The organism is Pseudomonas sp. H11T01, assembly GCF_048515765.1.
GTDB lineage: Bacteria > Pseudomonadota > Gammaproteobacteria > Pseudomonadales > Pseudomonadaceae > Aquipseudomonas.
This window is the reverse complement of the sequence record NZ_JBLYED010000006.1, coordinates 224911-242411: the sequence shown is the minus strand read 5'-3', so window position 1 is coordinate 242411 and position 17501 is coordinate 224911. Positions and strand designations below refer to the sequence as shown.

General features: G+C 57.4%; 15 protein-coding genes and 1 pseudogene. 4 read left to right on the top strand and 12 right to left on the bottom strand.

The window, feature by feature from the left end; genetic code table 11:
- Positions 1-8: 8 nt before the first annotated feature.
- The 7 genes and pseudogenes from ACN1C3_RS10590 to ACN1C3_RS10560 all read right to left on the bottom strand — a co-directional run bounded on the left by ACN1C3_RS10590 (position 9) and on the right by ACN1C3_RS10560 (position 8356).
- Entirely contained in the window at positions 9-1025 is a 1017-nt protein-coding gene (locus ACN1C3_RS10590; RefSeq protein ID WP_419115752.1) for an iron ABC transporter substrate-binding protein, read from the bottom strand.
- Between the two features lie 242 nt (positions 1026-1267).
- Positions 1268-2020 (bottom strand): annotated as a pseudogene (locus ACN1C3_RS10585) (ABC transporter ATP-binding protein); the annotation flags it as partial.
- Positions 2014-3075 (bottom strand): FecCD family ABC transporter permease, encoded by a 1062-nt coding sequence (locus ACN1C3_RS10580; RefSeq protein WP_419115751.1) that lies wholly within the window; start codon positions 3073-3075, stop codon positions 2014-2016. The gene ACN1C3_RS10580 and the pseudogene ACN1C3_RS10585, both read right to left, overlap by 7 nt.
- A complete protein-coding gene (locus ACN1C3_RS10575) occupies positions 3072-4262 on the bottom strand; it encodes an ABC transporter substrate-binding protein (RefSeq protein WP_419115750.1) in 1191 nt (396 codons plus the stop codon). The genes ACN1C3_RS10580 and ACN1C3_RS10575 overlap by 4 nt, the downstream gene beginning before the upstream one ends.
- A 68-nt stretch (positions 4263-4330) precedes the next feature.
- Positions 4331-6763 (bottom strand): TonB-dependent siderophore receptor, encoded by a 2433-nt coding sequence (locus tag ACN1C3_RS10570; protein ID WP_419115749.1) that lies wholly within the window; start codon positions 6761-6763, stop codon positions 4331-4333.
- A 103-nt stretch (positions 6764-6866) separates the two neighbouring features.
- Complete coding sequence (locus ACN1C3_RS10565) at positions 6867-7844, bottom strand: FecR domain-containing protein (protein WP_419115748.1); 978 nt, start codon at positions 7842-7844, stop codon at positions 6867-6869.
- The gene (locus ACN1C3_RS10560; protein ID WP_419115747.1) at positions 7844-8356 is read right to left on the bottom strand and encodes a sigma-70 family RNA polymerase sigma factor; all 513 of its coding nucleotides are present in this window, start codon (positions 8354-8356) and stop codon (positions 7844-7846) included. The genes ACN1C3_RS10565 and ACN1C3_RS10560 overlap by 1 nt, the downstream gene beginning before the upstream one ends.
- A gap of 152 nt (positions 8357-8508) precedes the next feature.
- Here ACN1C3_RS10560 and ACN1C3_RS10555 point away from each other — a divergent pair, with 152 nt between their 5' ends.
- The 4 genes from ACN1C3_RS10555 to ACN1C3_RS10540 are packed head-to-tail and all read left to right on the top strand — an operon-like array spanning position 8509 to position 11139.
- Positions 8509-9906 carry an S-type pyocin domain-containing protein gene (locus ACN1C3_RS10555; RefSeq protein ID WP_419115746.1) on the top strand — a complete coding sequence of 466 codons (1398 nt, stop codon included), beginning with the start codon at positions 8509-8511 and terminating at the stop codon, positions 9904-9906.
- Between the two features lie 9 nt (positions 9907-9915).
- Positions 9916-10191, top strand: coding sequence for a bacteriocin immunity protein (locus ACN1C3_RS10550; RefSeq protein ID WP_419115745.1), 276 nt, complete (start codon positions 9916-9918; stop codon positions 10189-10191).
- Positions 10169-10879, top strand: a complete 711-nt coding sequence (locus tag ACN1C3_RS10545) for an S-type pyocin domain-containing protein (RefSeq protein ID WP_419115836.1) — start codon at positions 10169-10171, stop codon at positions 10877-10879. The genes ACN1C3_RS10550 and ACN1C3_RS10545 overlap by 23 nt, the downstream gene beginning before the upstream one ends.
- Positions 10879-11139, top strand: coding sequence for a bacteriocin immunity protein (locus tag ACN1C3_RS10540; protein WP_419115744.1), 261 nt, complete (start codon positions 10879-10881; stop codon positions 11137-11139). The genes ACN1C3_RS10545 and ACN1C3_RS10540 overlap by 1 nt, the downstream gene beginning before the upstream one ends.
- Before the next feature lie 160 nt (positions 11140-11299).
- Here the strand turns inward: ACN1C3_RS10540 and ACN1C3_RS10535 are convergent, their stop codons facing one another.
- The 5 genes from ACN1C3_RS10535 to ACN1C3_RS10515 form a co-directional block, all read right to left on the bottom strand.
- Positions 11300-12562: an aminotransferase class V-fold PLP-dependent enzyme gene (locus tag ACN1C3_RS10535; RefSeq protein WP_419115743.1), complete on the bottom strand. Its 1263-nt coding sequence runs from the start codon at positions 12560-12562 to the stop codon at positions 11300-11302.
- Between the two features lie 18 nt (positions 12563-12580).
- Complete coding sequence (locus ACN1C3_RS10530) at positions 12581-13018, bottom strand: YciI family protein (RefSeq protein WP_419115742.1); 438 nt, start codon at positions 13016-13018, stop codon at positions 12581-12583.
- 154 nt (positions 13019-13172) lie between these two features.
- Complete coding sequence (locus ACN1C3_RS10525) at positions 13173-14423, bottom strand: MFS transporter (protein WP_419115741.1); 1251 nt, start codon at positions 14421-14423, stop codon at positions 13173-13175.
- Between the two features lie 16 nt (positions 14424-14439).
- Positions 14440-16341, bottom strand: a complete 1902-nt coding sequence (locus ACN1C3_RS10520) for an IucA/IucC family protein (RefSeq protein WP_419115740.1) — start codon at positions 16339-16341, stop codon at positions 14440-14442.
- Entirely contained in the window at positions 16338-17486 is a 1149-nt protein-coding gene (locus ACN1C3_RS10515) for an NAD/NADP octopine/nopaline dehydrogenase family protein (RefSeq protein ID WP_419115739.1), read from the bottom strand. The genes ACN1C3_RS10520 and ACN1C3_RS10515 overlap by 4 nt, the downstream gene beginning before the upstream one ends.
- Positions 17487-17501: the final 15 nt, after the last annotated feature.

Genomic DNA, 17501 nt, shown 5'->3' with positions numbered 1-17501 from the left:
ACATCAAATTACAGCAGCCCTGCCTGAGTCATTAGCTCGACAGCCTTTTTGCTGTTGAGTTTGGAGGCGTCGACCACCGGGGCGTCGAGCTGTTGCAACGGAACCAGTTTAGGGTTGGATTCAGCTTTCACGCCCACTGCGTACTCGAACGAGTTGCCGGTCTTCAGGATACCCTGACCGTCTTTACCGGTAATCCACTTCAGGAAAGCCTGAGCCTCTTCCTTGTGTTTGCTGGACGCCAGAACACCGCCACCGGAGATGCTGACAAAGGCTCCCGGATCTTTGTGTTTGAAGTAGTGCAGGGAGGTGTTCTTGCTGTTCTCGCCGGTCTTGGATTGATCGACGAAGCTGTAATAGTGGTAGATCACGCCGCTGTCGATCTGGCCGGCATTCACCGCTTTGAGCACTGCGCTGTTACCGCGGTAGACGGTGGCGTTGGTTTTCATCGCCTTCAGCCAATCCAGGGTAGCGGCCTCACCTTTAAGTTCCAGTACAGCGGCGACAATCGCCTGGAAGTCGGCACCAGCAGGCGACACGGCCCAGCGGCCTTTCCAGCTTGGGGACGCCAGGTCAAGCAGGGACTTTGGCAGGTCGGCTTCGGTCAGTTTGCTCTTGTTGTAGACAAACACGGTGGAGCGGGCTGCGATGCCAACCCATTTGCCATGGGCCGGACGATAGGCCGAACCCACTTGCTCAAGGGTAGTGGGTGCAACTGGCGCGAACAGGCCGGCGTTGTCCACCAGTACCATGGCAGGCGAGTTTTCGGTCAAGAACACATCGGCTGGGGAGGCGGCACCTTCCTGCACGATCTGGTTGCCCATCTCGGTATCATCGCCATTGCGCACGGTGACCTTGATCCCCGTTTCACGGGTGAAGCCTTCTACCCAGGACTTGGTCAGACTTTCGTGTTGAGCGTTGTAAACCACGATGCCGTCGGCGCTTGGAGCCGCGTACGCATGGCCAGCGCTCAACAGAGCGGTCGTCAGCAATGCCGTTTTGAGGAAGGCAGGGATACGGAAAGTCATTCTGTTGGCAGCTCCAGCGGTTTTTCGAAGAGTTATGGTGGCAAGCCGGTTATGGAATGTCGGTAAAAGTACGCGCAAATCGCACAAACAATACGAATCATTCTCATGTCAAGTCGGAGCGCAATTTAGTGCTGGGAATGAGAAAAAAACGTTAAGTAAATGTAAAAAGAATGTCAATTCGATTGGCCGTTGAGTGTGCGAGGCAGATCTTTAACTTCACAATGATTCACGTCAACTTCTGCAACGATACCGTCGACGATGATGTGGCTGACCGCTCTCGTGCATTTCTCGATTCGCGCCTCGACGTTGTAGACGTCACGCAACATCTGCACCGAGATGACGTCCTCACTGGGGCCACTGCCTTGCGTCGTGCCGTTGGCGATGACCAGCACCTGATCGGCAAAACGCAGTGCCTGGTTCAGGTCATGGATCGCGATGAACACAATGACTTCGCGCTTTCTGGCCAGTGAGCGCATGAAGTTCAGTACCTGCACCTGTCGATGCATGTCCAGAGCACTGGTCGGTTCGTCCATGAGCATGATTTCCGGTTCGCGAACCAGGGTTTGCGCGATGGACACCAACTGCTGCTGACCACCGCTGAGTTCGCCGAGATTTCGAAAGGAGAGGTCGGTGATTCCCAAGGCCCCGAGGATCTGATCCACCAGTTTCAACTCATCGTCATGCACCACCCAGCCTGGGGTCAGCTGCTTGCGTGCCAGCAGGACCGATTCGTAGACCGTCAATCGGGCACTGGCATTCAGGCCTTGGGGCATGTAGCAAATGCCCTGGAGGCCCTTTTTCGAGTCCTGCACAATGACCTGTCCCGGCCCATCGATCAGTCCGGCCATCCGTTTGAACAGGGTCGATTTGCCGGCAGCGTTGGGCCCCACCACCGCGACCACCTGGCCGCCAAAAAAAGTCGAAGTGGTCACGCCTGAAATAACCTGTCGATTGCCATAGCGGGCACCGAGGTTCTCAAGTTGTATGTTCACCATGAGTTCTTCTTCCCGCTGAGAATGAGAGATATGAAAAACGGCACACCGATCAGCGAGGTCACGACCCCGATAGGGAAGATCGCGCCCGGGATCAAGGTTTTACTGATCACCGAACTCGCGGACAGGATAAGTGCCCCGGTCAGCAGTGAAGCCGGCAGAAAGAAACGTTGATCCTCACCAATCAGCATGCGGGCGATATGCGGTCCTACCAGACCGATAAATCCGATGGTACCGACGAAGGCCACCGGGAATGAAGCCAGCAGACTGACCATGATCAAGGTCTGGAAACGCAAGCGCCGGACGTTGATGCCAAAGCTGGCCGCCTTGTCGTCACCCAGGCGAAGCGCAGTCAAGGCCCAGGCACGTTTGGCGAAGACCGGAAGGGTGATCAGTATCACCAGGCATATCACTCCAAGCTTGGGCCACGTGGCTTTGGTCAGGCTGCCCATGGTCCAGAACACCACCGCAGCGACCGCCTGCTCGGTGGCGAAAAATTGCACCAGTGCCAGCAGCGCATTGAAGGTGAACACCAGGGCGATGCCCAGCAGGACGATGGTCTCTGCGGTCACCCCGCGGCGCATGCTCAGAACATGAATCAGCAAAGCCGAGAGCATCGCCATGATAAAGGCGTTCAGCGGAACCATGTATTGCGCGGCGAGTGGGAATAAGGCAACGCCAAATGCCAGGCCCATGGCCGCCCCAAAACTGGCGGCGGCGGAGATGCCCAGGGTGAAGGGGCTGGCCAGCGGGTTGTTGAGGATCGTCTGCATCTGCGCACCGGCCAGCGACAAGGCGGCGCCCACAGCCACTGCCATCAGGGCCACGGGAAGGCGGATCTCCCACATGACCACCCGCACTTGAGCGGGGGCTGTGTCGGGTGAAAGCAGCGCGTTCAGTACCTCGCCGACACTGTAGCTGGCCGGCCCCAGCGCGAGATCGAGCAGAACGCTCATCAGCAGTAGAACGGCGATAGCGCCCAGGATCAGGCGCTTGCGTAATACCAGTTTGCGGTAGGTATCGCGCTGTGCGATGTCCGCTGTGCCCAAAGAACTCATGGCTTGCCCTCCGGTGTTTTCAGGCTCACGAAATAGCCCGGCTCATACGCAACAGGCAAAAAACGCTCATGCAGTTCGCGGAACGAGGCGTCCGGGTCGAGGTCGGCAAATAACGTCGGATGCAACCATTTGGCCAACTGTTGAATCGCCACAAACTGGTAGGGGCTGTTGTAAAACTGATGCCAGATGGCATGAAACTCACGACTGTCCTGAGCCTTTATTCCGGCATAGGCGGGGCGCTGGGTGTACCACTGCAGTTTGTGCTGGGCTTGCGCCAGGTCGGCGCCCGGTCCGACGCCGACCCAATGACCTTTCGGGGCAAAGGCTTCCCAGTTGGCGCTGGTGACGACCACCTGATCGGGGTTGGCGACGATCACCTGCTCCGGGTTCAGTTGGCCAAAGGTGCTGGGGATGATGCCTTTGGCAATGTTGTCGCCGCCGGCCATTTCGACAAATCTGCCGAAGTTCTCGTTGCCAAAACTCAGGCAGCAATCGTCGGTGTAACCGCCGATGCGCTCGATAAACACTTTCGGGCGCAGCGGCTGGTTAGCCTTGATGACATCGGTGACCCGGGCGATTTGCTGCTGACGAAAGCTGATGAATGCTTCGGCGCGCGCTTGCTGGCCCCATAGCTGTCCGAACAGGCGCATGGTCGGCTCGGTGTTTTCCATCGGGTTATTGCGAAAGTCGACATACACCACGGGAATACCCAACGCGTTGAGCTTCTCGATGTAACGAGCATCCTCAGTGGCATGCTGGGCTTCGATGTTCAGGATGATGACGTCCGGCTGTTGCGAAATAGCCTGCTCTATGTCGAACGTTCCCTCTTCAAATCCACCAAAGGTCGGGATGTCGGCAATCTTGGGAAAAGCCCGCAGGTAGGCGCCATAAGTGTCCGGGTCGGACTGAATCAGGTCCTTGCGCCAGCCGACGATGCGTTGAATCGGATTGTACGTATCCAGGGCTGCCACCAGATAGAGTTGGCGACCTTCGCCCAGAATCACCCGTCTGACCGGTACGTGAACCTGAACCTTGCGGCCAAGAAGATCGGTCACGGTAGTCATGGCCGGGTCCTGACTGGCTGCGACGGCGCTGCGAGGGAATATCGAAGCGAAGGCGCCGGCCCCTAGAAATCCTGCGAACAGAAGGGCGATGAACGCGCAGCTCCGTCGATGTTGAAATGCCATAGTTGAACATCCTGCCGTTGGGTGATGGGCGTGCAAAGGCCAAAGCCGTTGCACGCGCTCTAAACGTTTCAGAAATCGACGGTGGCCGATAATTGCAAGGTGCGTGGCGCGCCTTGTGAAAAGGCGCCGTAAGAGGCAACGCCAGACCAGTACTCTTGGTTGAATACGTTTTGTACCGTGGCGCGCAAGGTCGTCGGTCGCCCTTCAATGCGGGTGGTGTAACGAGCACCCGCATCGATCCGGGTCCAGGGATCGAGCTCCTGGGTGTTCGCCTGATTGACGTACTGGCTGCCGGTGTAGATCGCACCGCTGGTCAGCGTAACGCCCTCGATCCACGGCGTGTCCCATTCGGCCCAGAGATTGGCCTGCACGTCGGGTACGCCTACGGCGGTGTTGCCACGGTTGGCAGCCGTGGCGGTCTTGGTCAGTTCGGCATCGAGGAATGTCACGCCACCGAGCAGGCGTACACCGTCGGTGACCTCGCCAAATATGTTCAGCTCCACGCCACGGTTGCGTTGCTCGCCCTGTACCGAGAAAACGCCGGCAGCCAGTTCGCCGCTGGGCTTCTTGATCTGGAACAGGCTCAAGGTTGAGGTGAAGGTACCGTAGTCGACTTTGACGCCGACTTCTTGCTGGCGGGAGATGTAGGGTTTGAAGATTTCACCCGAGTTTGAAGCAGTCGCCGGCGCGATATCGCCTTTGCTTAATCCTTCGATGTAGTTGTAGTAAAACGAAACGTGCTCCCAGGGTTTGACCACGAGCCCGAAGAGCGGCGTCATCGCGCTTTTATCGTACGAAGACGTCACCGCGCCGGCCGCGTTGAAATTGTCCGATTCAATGTTCTGTTTGCGCAATCCGAGGGTGACTTGCAGGCGCTCGTCTAGCACTGACAAGGTGTCGGCCAGCGCGACGCCGGACAATTCGGTTTCGGAAATCTTCAGCGCGTCCGGAGTGGCAATAGACGGTTTTGGGCTGTCCGTGGGGTGGTAGATATTGGACAGGATGGCCGGGCCGGAAATGATCCCTCTGGACAGCTCGTCGCGGTAGCGGGTGACTTGCAAGGTGGTGGCGTGGCTGATCGGGCCGGTGTCGAAGCGGGCACGAGCGCCGGCATCGACGGTGTAGCGTTCGACCTCGAATTTGTAATAACCCGGAATCGAGCGGGTATCGCCAGCATCGTTGAGGATGGTCGGGGTCTGGTCGGACAACCGCGACACCTCGGATTTCCCGCCACCGGCATGGGCAAAGACGGTCAAGGCGTCGCTCAAGTCATACTCGGCGCCCAACAGTGCGGATTTGTCCTTCGTATCCGACCAGCCCCAGTCCTGGGTCACGTTTTTGCTGCCATTGGCCGCCGACGGGATGTCTACGCCGGACGCGATCAGAAACGGCCGGGAAGGTGCATCGAACTGTTCTTCCTGGCTGATCAAATCCAGGGTTGTTCTCAGTCTTTCGCCCTGGTAATCCAGGGAAATCGCACCGATGTCCACGTCGCGCGATTGTTTGTCGACCGCAGTATCACCTTGCTGGGTGCTGCCGTTGATGCGCACGCCGAACTGGCGCTCATCGCCGAAGCGACGGCTCAGGTCGATGTGCCCACCGATTTGCGAATCCGTTGCGTAACTGGCGGTGAACCGCGTCAGATCCTCGTCAAGCGATCGCTTGGGGACGATGTTGATCACACCGCCCACACCGCTGTTCGGAGACATGCCGTAGAGCAGGGCGCCGGGGCCTTTGATCACTTCGATCCGTTCGGCGTACTCGGTGAACACTCGATAGTTGGGCGCAACGCCGTAGACGCCATCGAACGCCAGTTCCCCCAAATTGCCTTCGCCGACCGGAAAACCGCGGATGAAAAACGAGTCGACGACGCCGCCAGCCTGACCGGTGGAGCGCACCGAGGAATCGCGCTCGAGCACGTCTGCCACGGTCACGGCCTGCTGATCCTTGATCAGGGTCGAGGTGTAGTTGCTGACGCTGAACGGGACGTCCATCAGGTCTTTGTTGCCTAACATGCCCAGGCGTCCACCACGGGCGACCTGTCCGCCGGCGTAGACCGGCGGCAACGTATCCTGGCGTACCTCGGCGGCGCTGACGGTGGTCTCGGAGAGGGTCAAGCCGCCGGCGTCGTCAGTCGGGCGTTTGGCCAGCGTATAGCTGCCGTCACTTCTGCCGACCATTTCCAGCCCACTGCCAGCCAGCAAGTGCGCAGTGGCTTGCTGGGTCGAATAGGTGCCGGACAGTCCGGGGCTTGTCAGGCCTTCGGTCAACGCGGGCTGGAATGACAGGGCGATGCCGCTGTCGATGGCAAAGCTTGCGAGCGTCTGGCCCAGTGGACCGGCCGCGATGTCATAGGTCCTGGTGGCGACTGCATCCAATTGCGCAGGCGCGGCTGCCCAGCTGTTGGGGCTTGTGGCGGCGGTCAGGGCAAGGCTTAGCATCGCGCTGCGGATAGCCAGCTTCAACGAGCGATCCGAACGCAGAGGACGTACAACGGACATGGAGTGATGACCCTTTCGACGAGATTGAGAAGTTCTTCCTTCCCTTGCCAGTCGAGATCAAAAAAAGTATCACCCTCCTGCAAGTTTTTTTGCGGCGTGCTGTTCAAGCGGGGGAGAGCAACACCCAATAACCGTTCAAATGGCCCGTGGCGACGATCGGCCAGGTTTGTACCAGCATGTTCAGGGTTCGTTGGGTATCGCTGATGGGGAAGGCGCCGGAGATGCGTAGATCGGCAATCGCCGGGTCGCAGCGAACGAAGCCGCTGCGATAGCGCGCCAGCTCGGCGACGAAGTCGGCCAGGCGCATGTTGTCGGCCATCAACATGCCTTGGGCCCAGGCGCTGACGGACTTGTCCGCAGGTTTGACACTGTCGAAGGCCCGAGAAGAAAAGTCCGTGCGTTGCCCAGCACTCACCACCAGCGGTGCATCGAGCGTTGCGCTCGACAACTCGACCTTCACGGCGCCCTCCAGCACGGCGAGCTGCGTACGTCCGGCGAGTTCGCGGACGGTAAAGCGGGTGCCCAACGCTTGCATCAGGCCTTCGGTGGTACTGACCAGGAAAGGTCGGGCGGTGGAAGAAGGATCCGGTGCGGTCTGTACCAGAACTTCTCCCTGGCGCAGCCGGATGAGACGCTGGTCGGCGTCAAATCGCACGTCGACGGCAGTGTCGGTGTTCAGGGTGATCTGCGAACCGTCGGCCAGCGTCAGCTCGCGACGCTCGCCGACAGCCGATCGATAGTCGGCCGTCCACTGTTGCGATTCGACCAGTTTCCAGCTTCCCCAGCCTGTCGGAACCAGGGCCAGTATCGTCGCCAGTTTTGTCAGGGCGGCGCGGCGGCCCGGGTTGGCGGGGCGGTCCAGCGCCGACATCGCCAACGAGGGCGGCAGTCCGCCCAATTTGCTCAACAGCAGTTCCGCACGCGCCCAGGCCCGATGACACTCGGGGCTGCTGGCACGCCAGCGTTCCCATTCGGCTCTATCGGTATCGGTGACGCTGCTCTCGCTCAAGCGCATCAGCCATTCGGCCGCTTCGTTGAGGATCAGAGGATCAATGTTCGAGTTGCTGCGGCGAGTCGGCATCACTCCACCAGCATCAGGCATTGCAGGAATGCCTGCTTCATGTAGCGCTTTACGCTAATCAGCGATACGCCCATTTGACGGGCAATCTCTTCGTACTTCATGCCGCTTATTTGCGAAAGCAGGAACGTGCGTTTGACCGGCGCCGGCAGGGTATCCAGCATGGCGTCTATCTCGTGCAGCGTTTCAAGAACGATGTAACGCTGCTCTGGAGAAGGGGCTTGAGGTTCGGGCAGTTGCGCTAAAGCACTCAGATAAGCGCGTTCAAGGGCCTTGCGTTGACACCAATTGACGAGGATGCCCTTGGCGACACAGCTCAAATAGGCCCTGGGCTCATCAATGATGGCCACCCTGGAGGCAAGAATGCGGGTGAAGGTGTCATGAACCAGATCCGCCGCATCCAGAGCATTGCCCAGTTTCCTGTGCAACCTGGCGTATAACCAGCCGTGATGGCCGGTATAAAGGGCTTCGACATTGCGCAGGTGATTATGGGTGGCTGCGGACAAATCGCTCATGGCTGGTCATTGCTTTGAGATTGAGAAGTATTCCCAATTGTAATTTGGAGCGCACCTTCCACGCAAGGATGAACTGGGTCGTTGTGACACCTGTTTAGTACGGTTATTCTGCCGCGCTCATAAATGGATTTAATGTATGCAGAGTACAAACAATGCCCCAGGAGCTGTCTCAGGAAAGTGATGAATCACTCAAGCGTCGAGGGCTGATACGGTCCAAAAAATGGCCCTACGTCGTTACTCCGCTACCTCTACCAAGCAGGACGGAGCCATTCAGGCCTACCGAAGCACAAAAAGCTCTGGAGCGTAAACAGGCGCGAGAGGAAGAAGTACGTCGGTATCAAGCAGTTCAACAAGCCGACCGCGACCGACAAGCTGAACTCATTCGCCGATATGAAGAGCGCAAAAAAGCAGAGCGCCTAAAACCGCCATCCGTCCAGGACCACACATTCGCCAAATCCATCAGCGTGGCCAAGGGGCAGGTCTGCTATCCCGGCGGTCCCGTGCCCTTTGAGGGGTTGGGCAATTACGGCACCTATGCCGTGCTCAGTACCGGTGAAGCCATCACCTCGGCGGGTACACCACTCCAACTGATCGGCGGCTCAACCACGGCACTGACCCTGGCTGGGCGACTCGGTGGCTCGGTGTCGCTGGGTCTGTCTGATCTTGCTATCAGCACAGGCGTTGTCGCAGGTGGCATTGCGGGTACCGTTGCCATGCTCTGGCCCAATACCTTTGCGTCTGACACTGCGTTTTACAGCACCGAAGAATTCGCCAATCTGACCGTGGCCAACATCGGCGTACGGATCAACCTCAAACATCTGCCCGCAGAGTCGGTCAGCGCGTTCGGGGTGTACACCGGCAACAACTCAGCGTGGCGAAGCGTTCCGCTGATTGCCGCCACCGCACGCGGTGATCAACTGGTCGCCGATCTGGGCGACGGCGTAGAGCTGATCTGGACACCTGCCGTCGATACCAGCAGGGTGCTGGGCATCCCAGCGCTGGAAGGAGCCCCGCCATTACCTGCGGCGTTTGTCTTTCCCGAAGTTAAACAGGCCGAGCAACGCTATGAGCACCCGGCAAACCCGCCCGACTTCCTGGACGCCATTATCTGGTTCCCGAGTCATCCGCAAATCCTGCCGGTCTATATCTCGCTCAATGTGCGTGGTGCGCCGGGTGTGGTTACGGGCGTTGGTCAAGACGTGACGGGGATTTGGCTGGCAGGCGCTGGCTCAGGGCTGGGGGCACCGATCCCGATGCGCATTGCGGATGAGCTGAGGGGGCGGAAGTTTTCCAGCTTCGATTCGTTCAGGCGGGCATTCTGGATAGAGATTTCGAGAGATCCTGATCTAGGCCAGCAGTTCTCTTCAAAAGACCTCGTTCGTATGAGCGCAGGGAAGGCTCCCCGAGCTAATATTGATGATATTGCTGGTTCTAGGATCTCCCATGAAATACATCATGTTGAGTTGATATCCGAAGGCGGAGAGGTCTACAACGTAGACAATTTGAGGGTCAATACCCCTAAGAATCACGTTGAAGTACACCAGAAATAAGGTGAAAAAATGAACGATCCGTACATAAAAGACAACCTTTCTGATTACACCGAACATCAATTTGTTAAGTTTTTGGAGGAGATTTTTAAAGAAGATGCTGCACCAACAGATGACAGAGCCGACGTGCTTCTGCTTCATTTCAATAAAATTGTCGGCCATCCAAAAAAGATGGACTTGATCTATCACCCCGAGCCAGGCGCTGACGACTCAGCCGAAGGCATCACCCAGACCATAAAAGAATGGCGCGAAGCTAACGGTCTGCCTGGCTTTAAATCGCGCTTCTGATCGACCTTTCAGGGGGGATCTCAGTTTCGCGCCTGTACGCGGTGATCAACTGGTCGCCGATCTGGGCGACGGCGTAGAGCTGATCTGGACACCTGCCGTCGATACCAGCAGGGTGCTGGGCATCCCAGCGCTGGAAGGAGCCCCGCCATTACCTGCGGCGTTTGTCTTTCCAGAAGCCAAACAGGCCGAGCAACACTATGAGCACCCGGCAAACCCGCCCGACTTCCGGGACGCCATTATCTGGTTCCCGAGTCATCCGCTAATCCTGCCGGTCTATATCTCGCTCAATGTGCGTGGTGCGCCGGGTGTGGTTACGGGCGTTGGTCAAGACGTGACGGAGATTTGGCTCGCCGGGGCAGGTGTTGGGCTGGGGGCGCCCGTTCCGACACGAATTGCCGACCAGCTCAGAGGCCGCGAGTTTGCTAGCTTCGATGCGTTCAGGAAGGCGTTTTGGATCGCCGTCGGAAATGATCCAGAGTTGAGCAGTCAATTCAATCAAGACAACATTAAAAGGCTTGTAAAGGGACTAGCACCAACGACTCGTGTGCGTGATCAGATAGGAAAGCGGATTTCCTTTGAACTGCACCATGTTGAGCATATTGCTGATGGCGGCGCTGTTTATGACGTGGATAATCTGCGGGCTAACACCCCAAAAAATCATATAGATATTCATAGGGAGGTACAGTGATGGAGCTTAAGAGCGCACTTTCTGACTACACCGAAGACCAGTTCAAAGCACTGATTCAGTCTATAAAAGACTGTGAAGGGACAGAGGATTTTCAGGCTGAGTTAATAGCACACCTAAACAGCCTTGCGGCGGGTGCAGGTGGTTCTGATCTGATCTATTACCCTGAAGATGGTGCGGACAATTCAGCAGAAGGGGTCGTGCAGACAATTCAGGCTTGGTGCTTGGCCAACAGTCTACCGGGCTTTAAACCGCGCTTCTGATCGACCGTTTAGGGAGAGAGCCCAGTTTCGCGCCCTGATTTACCCAAGGCGTTATCCCGGATTTGTCGCGCAGCCTGCGCGGTCCCGTGACGTTTAGCACCATCGGGCGTGGCCAACATCGGTGTACGGATCAACATCGCGAACAGCCCCGGCTCTGCTGTCAGGGCTGTTCAGATGAGAAACGCTCCAGCGCTTCGATCAGAACGTCGATTTCTGACTCAGTGTTGTAGGCATGTACTGAGGCGCGGACGACATCTTTCAACCCCCGCTGCTGCATGTCGACCATGGTTGAGCGAAAGGTCGAAGGGGTGACATTGATGCGTTTTTTCTCGGCGCCAAGCATGTGCTGCAATTGACTGGACGTATGTCCGTTCAAAGTGAAGGTGACAATGCCTGACTTGACCTGCCCGACGTCCTGATTGGCAAGGCCATTGACCTGGGCAAGACGCGTGCGCAAGTAGCTGGCCAAGGACTGGATACGCTCCCATATCGCATCGACGTCTGTCGCCAACGCATAGTCCACGGCGGCCCCGAAGCCCAGCTTTGCCGCGATGTTGCACTCCCAGTTTTCGAAGCGCTTTGCATCACCACGAATCTCGAAGGTTTCGGGTGTCAGCAGCGAGGCTGCGTGCAGATCCAGAAACGTTGGCTCCAGGTTTTGGCAAAGGTTTTTTTCCACGTACAGAAAACCCATGCCCCGTGGCCCGCGAAGGTATTTTCGACTGGTGGCGGCCAACATATGACAGCCAATCTTTTTCACGTCGATGGGGATATGCCCCGCGCCTTGGCAAGCATCGAGCAAGTACAACACTCCAGCCGCCCGAGCCAGGGCTCCAATCTGTTCTATTGGTTGTACCGGTCCTCCGTTGGTCGCAATGACCGGCAAGGAAACCAGGGCGACGCGATCGTCGCACAGCATGGTTTCCAGGGCTGCGAGAGAGACCTGACCGTATTCGTCGTTGGGTATGAACCTGATTTCGATACCGCGCTGCTTTTTCAGCTGCAAGTAGGGAATGTAATTGCCCGCGTATTCAGTGGTCGATGTCAGGACAACGTCCCCCGGCATTAAGGGCAAGGAATAGAACGCCATATCCCATGCTCGGGTGGCGTTTTCGATGACTGCAATCTCCTTCGGTTGAGCATTGATCAGCCGCGCGATGGACAGGTAAACACCCTCAAGCTCTGCCTCGACTTGCGCGGCCGCTTCGTACCCACCCCATCTGGCCTCAAGCTGCAGGTGACGGGTCATCACCGCGATAACCGGATCAGGAATCAGGGCTGCGCCCGCGTTGTTGAAATGAATGATCTGGTTGACGCCAGGTGTGTCGGCACGCAATTGATTGATGTCGAGCATCTGCCCTCCGAAGTGGAAAAACTCACACAGATCCCAGGGGCTGTTGAGGTCAACAGAGGCGCGAATCATCGCGCCTCTACATTTTAGTTAGCACTTCTTCGTCTGCTCTTTCGCCTGTGCCCATACACGCTCTTCCTGCTCACGCAGCTCGGGCGTGAACTCAGCACCGAAATCCTCAGCCTCGAACACCTGGCGAATCTCGATCTCGGCGTCTGTGCCTGGCATCGGATTGGGGCATCGTTTGACCCAGTCGATGGCTTCCTGCTTCGACTTCACCTGCCACAGCCAGTAGCCGGCAATCAGCTCCTTGGTTTCGACGAACGGGCCGTCGGTCACTATTCGTTGGTCACCCGAGAAGCGCACGCGGGTGCCTTTGCTACTGGGGTGCAGGCCTTCGCCGCCGATGAGGATGCCGGCCTTGACCAGTTCTTCGTTGTAGTTGCCCATCGCGGTCAACAATTCTTCGGTGGGCATCACGCCGGCTTCGGAATCCTGGCTGGCTTTCACAATGATCATGAATCGCATCGTCTTATCTCCGCTGATTTGAGTGACTCACTTGCTAGTCGAATGGCCGTGCCCCAAATCGACAGCCCTTCATTTCGTATTGCCGCGTTCCCTCAACAGACCCTAGGTTAGTTCATGATGGCGCACGCCCCCCAGGGTCGGACGAATACCTGGGTCAGTCGCTGGGCGGCACTTCGTTCGCCAGCATGACCACCGGCCAATAGCGCATGGCGATGATGGGAAGCAGCGCGATGGCATACGCCACAGAAACGAACAGGTAGGTGTATTGCAGGCCGTAGTGTTGGCTCAGCAACGCTCCAGCAGAGATACCGGCTATGGAGGCGAACTGCGAGGTGCTCTGCGCGATACCCAGCACATACCCTTGCTGCGAGCTGTCCGCTGTTTTTGAAATCAACGCCATGAGCACCGGGGTCGTGGCGCCCAGCAGTACGCCCCAGATGAAATAGGCAATGACAAAGATGACCGGGTTGCGGGTGATGCCGGCCAACGCCGTCAAACCGATGCAGCCGACCACGATGTAGGCTGTTCGGTGCAACGTTTCCTGCTGCGAACGGTGCTCGAAATACCGGGACCAGGGCGCCGCCGAAAGGATGAATCCAAGCGCCAGCAAGCCATAGCATAGGCCCACGATCGAATTACTGACCTCGAATATGGAGCTGACATACAGCGAAAACGAGGTTTGCGGAAGCATTCGGGCCAGCAGCAGAATCCCCATGATGCCGAGCAACGACAACAGGGGAGAGGCCTGCCAGATACCGGATGAGCCAGTGGCCTTCGTGGTTGCCGCCGGGTTGGCGGCCGAAGGTTTTTTCACTGGAGGTACGTCGGGTAGCGTGATCGCCGCAACGACCGTGCACACGGCACATAAGCCTGAAGCGATGATGTTGATCCAGAAGAACGTGGCGTAATCGAGAATCAAACCCCCGACTACCGCACCGAGCAAGGAGCCGACATTCGTTGAAATCTGAAGAATGGCAAATAACCGGGCACGGCGTGATGGAGCTTCAATGCTGACCCCGTACGCCTGAGCGGGTGCGATGTAGCCTGCGAAGGCACCCTGCAAGAAGCGCAGCACCAGGATCATCCAGATATCGGTTGAAAGTGCCAAACCCAGTTGAGTCAGCGATAACCCGGCCAACGCACGGATCATCATCATTTTATGGCCGTATCGATCGCCGATACGCCCCCAGAATGCGCTGGTGAGAATAATGCCCAGCATCGGGCCGACATAGACCGCGATGCTGGCAAAACTGAACACCGAGTCTGACCCGGTCAGTCCGCGCAGGTGGACAGGCCAGAACGGCCCGCTCATTTCCATTGCTCCCATGGAGACAAGCTGGATCGCAAAAAGAAGATAAATCAGGATTCTTACTCGCGAACCCTGAGCGATACCTGCGTGGGACATGGGTCAGCCTCAGTCTTTATGCTGCGTTGAGTGGATTGGTCAGGACGTGTTGCAACCGATAGTTGGAATACTGGAGCAGGTGCATTCTCAACAATGACCGGGTTGGCCAAGGGTCTTGCAGAAACGCTTTGCGCTCTGTTGCCCATAGCGTCTTCGAAACACGATCTTCAACCGCCGCGAACGCCTGTTCTGTTTCTTCTCTTAATACATCCCACATCCGGTTGTTTTCCAGTGAGTACTCCTTCGTCAACCAAAGGGCGACCTCGTGCAAGTGACTCAGGAAGCAGGCATCGAGTACGAACATCCTGACCGGTTCGATATCGTCAGAGAACACGGTAGGAAGGATTCCGGGCTGCACGTGGGGTTGCAGTTCGAAGCCGCGCGCCTCCAGCAAGGGAGCATAAGTACGGCCGTCGCCGAAATCACGGATCAGCAGGCTACGTGCTTTGCCATCGGGGGAAAACAGTACCATCGTGTTCTGCTGATGTGCCTCGAGCCCAATGCCGTACAGCAAATAGATAGCGACGACCGGCTGGGTGACGACTTTCGCGTACTGCCTGAACCACGCTTCGACAGTGGTGGGCGACGCGGGTGCGCCATCACGTTCGATCAAATCGGTGAACAAGGGCCGGGCGTTTCCCGGCAAGCGCGTGAACAGCGAGGCGACGGTGATGGGCAGGCATTCGTCGGTGCGGTCGAAGGCTTGCTTGCTTGCCCGATAGACCACCGACAAGTGTCGGCCTGGCGCATCGTCCTGCGTGACGGCGTGTTTGTAGCGCACGCCGATCTCCTCCGGGAAAATTTCCAGCGTGTTGTCAAAGCCGTTCTCGGCTTCAAGAATCTGCGTAATCACCTTGCTGATGCGCGGGCCCATGTGAATCGACTTGGCCTGCAGGCTGCGCAGTTCACTGGTCATCCACACGGCGATAGGCAGTTTGATCAGTGGAGCTGTCTCAGCCTGAGCGGGCATCATCGTGCGATACGACATGGTCGGCAGCGTCTCGATATCCGGGCCGTCGGTCATCAGGATTCCTTCTTCGATCTCTGCGGCAAAGGTCCTTAGCACGTAGGCGTTCAGATGCCAGGAGTGAATGGGCAACGGTAACCACTGCTTTTCATCGAGGTCTTTTGCGTTCAATCCTGCCTTCCACTCGTCCCACTGGGCCGGGAAGTTACTGGCAAACCAGGCGTGGTAACTCTTCACATGCGGCATGCTTTCCATCTTCGCCATGTCGGCTCGCAGTGACGCAATCCTCAGTGGCACGCGTGCGTTGAACTCAGGCGACAATTGCTCCACTTCTTCGTCGCTCAGACCCGGCCTCGATTTCCACGTCGGATAGTAAGGATGTCCCTCCAGCGATCCCCATTGGTCGAGCAGGATGGCCGCATCCTTGGTGCTGATGTGTTGCCGCAAATAGTCTGTGAGGCTGTTGAGCCCGGCTTCTTCGGTTTGGCTGGCAAGCTGTGCGTTCCAGCCTTGGCGATAAAGGCGAGCCTGAGCGTCATTGGTGAGGCTGTTTTCCATGTCGGATTTCAGCCCGTCAACGCCTTCATCAGTCGGTGCAAAGTCGAAGCTGGCACGCAGCACGTCAATCAACGCCTGATGGGTCTGGATCTTCTTGCGGGCCCCGTCCTGAGTAACCAGCACGATGTCACCGTCGTTGACGTGAGTGTCGGCCGGCGCAAGCTTGAAATCATCGAAAGAGAGCGTCGCGCTCGAATCTTTCAGGGGAAGGGTTGCCTGTTTTCCGTCATCGGAAAAGATCAGTGCTGATTTGTCCAGAATGCCTTCTGCAAAGAGGCAGCGAATCAGGCGCCGCATGGCATTTTTGCGGGAGTAGGTGATTAGCGTGTTCAGGTCGTCCATATCAGATATCGGCTCGTCGAGAAGTGGAGAGGAGGTCGGTTTGCTGTTCATGGCGTGCGCGGCCAGCTGCTCGGAAAGTAGTCCAGCGCGGAGTCGCGTAAGCCCTGCATGTAGGAAACACTCCAGTGCAGGACTTCTTCGATGTAGGGGACTTTCAGCTCAAATCGCTTGGCCATCTCGACCAGTAGCACCAGCCCGTAGGCAACGTCTTCGTTGAATGCCCGGCTTTCCCGTTCAATCACGTAGCCAGGGCGGTTGTCCCCGGCCGGCACCATGGGCGCGAGGATGGCGTTGTAAGCCTGGTTGGTTCGCAAGATCGACAACATGCTGCTCTGATCGCGGATTTGCTCTGCGTAAGCTTCAACTATTTCCTGTTTGAGGGATTTGACCGAAGAGAGATCGATGTCCAGTCGTTGGCTGATGACGGCGCACAGGTCCTGATTCTCCTGATCCATTCGCTCAAGGAAATAGGCGCCCAGCTCCGGACATTCGGTCCACCAGCACATGCGCTCGGGGAATATTTTTTGGTGCCATTGTCCATAAGGTCCGATTAGCCCGTAGATGACCGAGCTGTGCATGATCGGATTGCCCGGTGTCAGGGTAATTTCCAGGTAGTTATCCAGTAACGCGACGCAGGGGCCGTACAACGTAGTGAGATGCCCAAGCAGCGTCCGCCGGGATGCTTCTGACTCTCGCGAGTGCGTCGCCACGTAGAGTTGGCTTTTGGTGCCGCCCATTTTGACTGACAGTCCGGGCTTGAGATCGAATGCAGTGTGCGCAACATCCTTCATTCCCCAGATCACTGCATTTGGACGGTCTATCAACATCGCTTGTGCCAGCCAGTCGAATCCGCAGAAGCCGGGTATGGCCCCCACGTAGACCGGCTTACTGGACGAGAGGTGGGGCGCGATAGCGCGAAGCGTTTGTTGTCGCACATGTGCCGGCACCGTAATGATCACAATGTCCGCATCCTGGACCGCGGCCTTTGCGTCAGTGGTCACCAGATCCAGTTGGGCGCTTTGTGTCTTACCGTCCGGCAGGATCGCGGTCATTCTGATATTTCGAGAATACTGATCGACGATATCCAGGTTGCTTGTCAGCATCGAAACCTGAACGTTGCGAAGCTGTTTGAACAAGATGGCGTTGAGATGTCCCGTCCTGCCACCGCCACAGATCGCTACTTTTAGCGGCTTCATTTTGGTTGTGCTCCT

Bases quoted from the DNA above. Each gene is read 5' to 3' on its own strand.
- ACN1C3_RS10560 (WP_419115747.1), bottom strand. From the start codon at position 8,356: ATGAGCGATTTGTCCGCAGCCACCCATAATCACCTGCGCAATGTCGAA.
- ACN1C3_RS10575 (WP_419115750.1), bottom strand. From the start codon at position 4,262: ATGGCATTTCAACATCGACGGAGCTGCGCGTTCATCGCCCTTCTGTTC.
- ACN1C3_RS10550 (WP_419115745.1), top strand. From the start codon at position 9,916: ATGAACGATCCGTACATAAAAGACAACCTTTCTGATTACACCGAACAT.
- ACN1C3_RS10555 (WP_419115746.1), top strand. From the start codon at position 8,509: ATGCCCCAGGAGCTGTCTCAGGAAAGTGATGAATCACTCAAGCGTCGA.
- ACN1C3_RS10565 (WP_419115748.1), bottom strand. From the start codon at position 7,844: ATGCCGACTCGCCGCAGCAACTCGAACATTGATCCTCTGATCCTCAAC.
- ACN1C3_RS10535 (WP_419115743.1), bottom strand. From the start codon at position 12,562: ATGATTCGCGCCTCTGTTGACCTCAACAGCCCCTGGGATCTGTGTGAG.
- ACN1C3_RS10540 (WP_419115744.1), top strand. From the start codon at position 10,879: ATGGAGCTTAAGAGCGCACTTTCTGACTACACCGAAGACCAGTTCAAA.
- ACN1C3_RS10515 (WP_419115739.1), bottom strand. From the start codon at position 17,486: ATGAAGCCGCTAAAAGTAGCGATCTGTGGCGGTGGCAGGACGGGACAT.
- ACN1C3_RS10590 (WP_419115752.1), bottom strand. From the start codon at position 1,025: ATGACTTTCCGTATCCCTGCCTTCCTCAAAACGGCATTGCTGACGACC.
- ACN1C3_RS10520 (WP_419115740.1), bottom strand. From the start codon at position 16,341: ATGAACAGCAAACCGACCTCCTCTCCACTTCTCGACGAGCCGATATCT.
- ACN1C3_RS10570 (WP_419115749.1), bottom strand. From the start codon at position 6,763: ATGTCCGTTGTACGTCCTCTGCGTTCGGATCGCTCGTTGAAGCTGGCT.
- ACN1C3_RS10530 (WP_419115742.1), bottom strand. From the start codon at position 13,018: ATGCGATTCATGATCATTGTGAAAGCCAGCCAGGATTCCGAAGCCGGC.
- ACN1C3_RS10525 (WP_419115741.1), bottom strand. From the start codon at position 14,423: ATGTCCCACGCAGGTATCGCTCAGGGTTCGCGAGTAAGAATCCTGATT.
- ACN1C3_RS10580 (WP_419115751.1), bottom strand. From the start codon at position 3,075: ATGAGTTCTTTGGGCACAGCGGACATCGCACAGCGCGATACCTACCGC.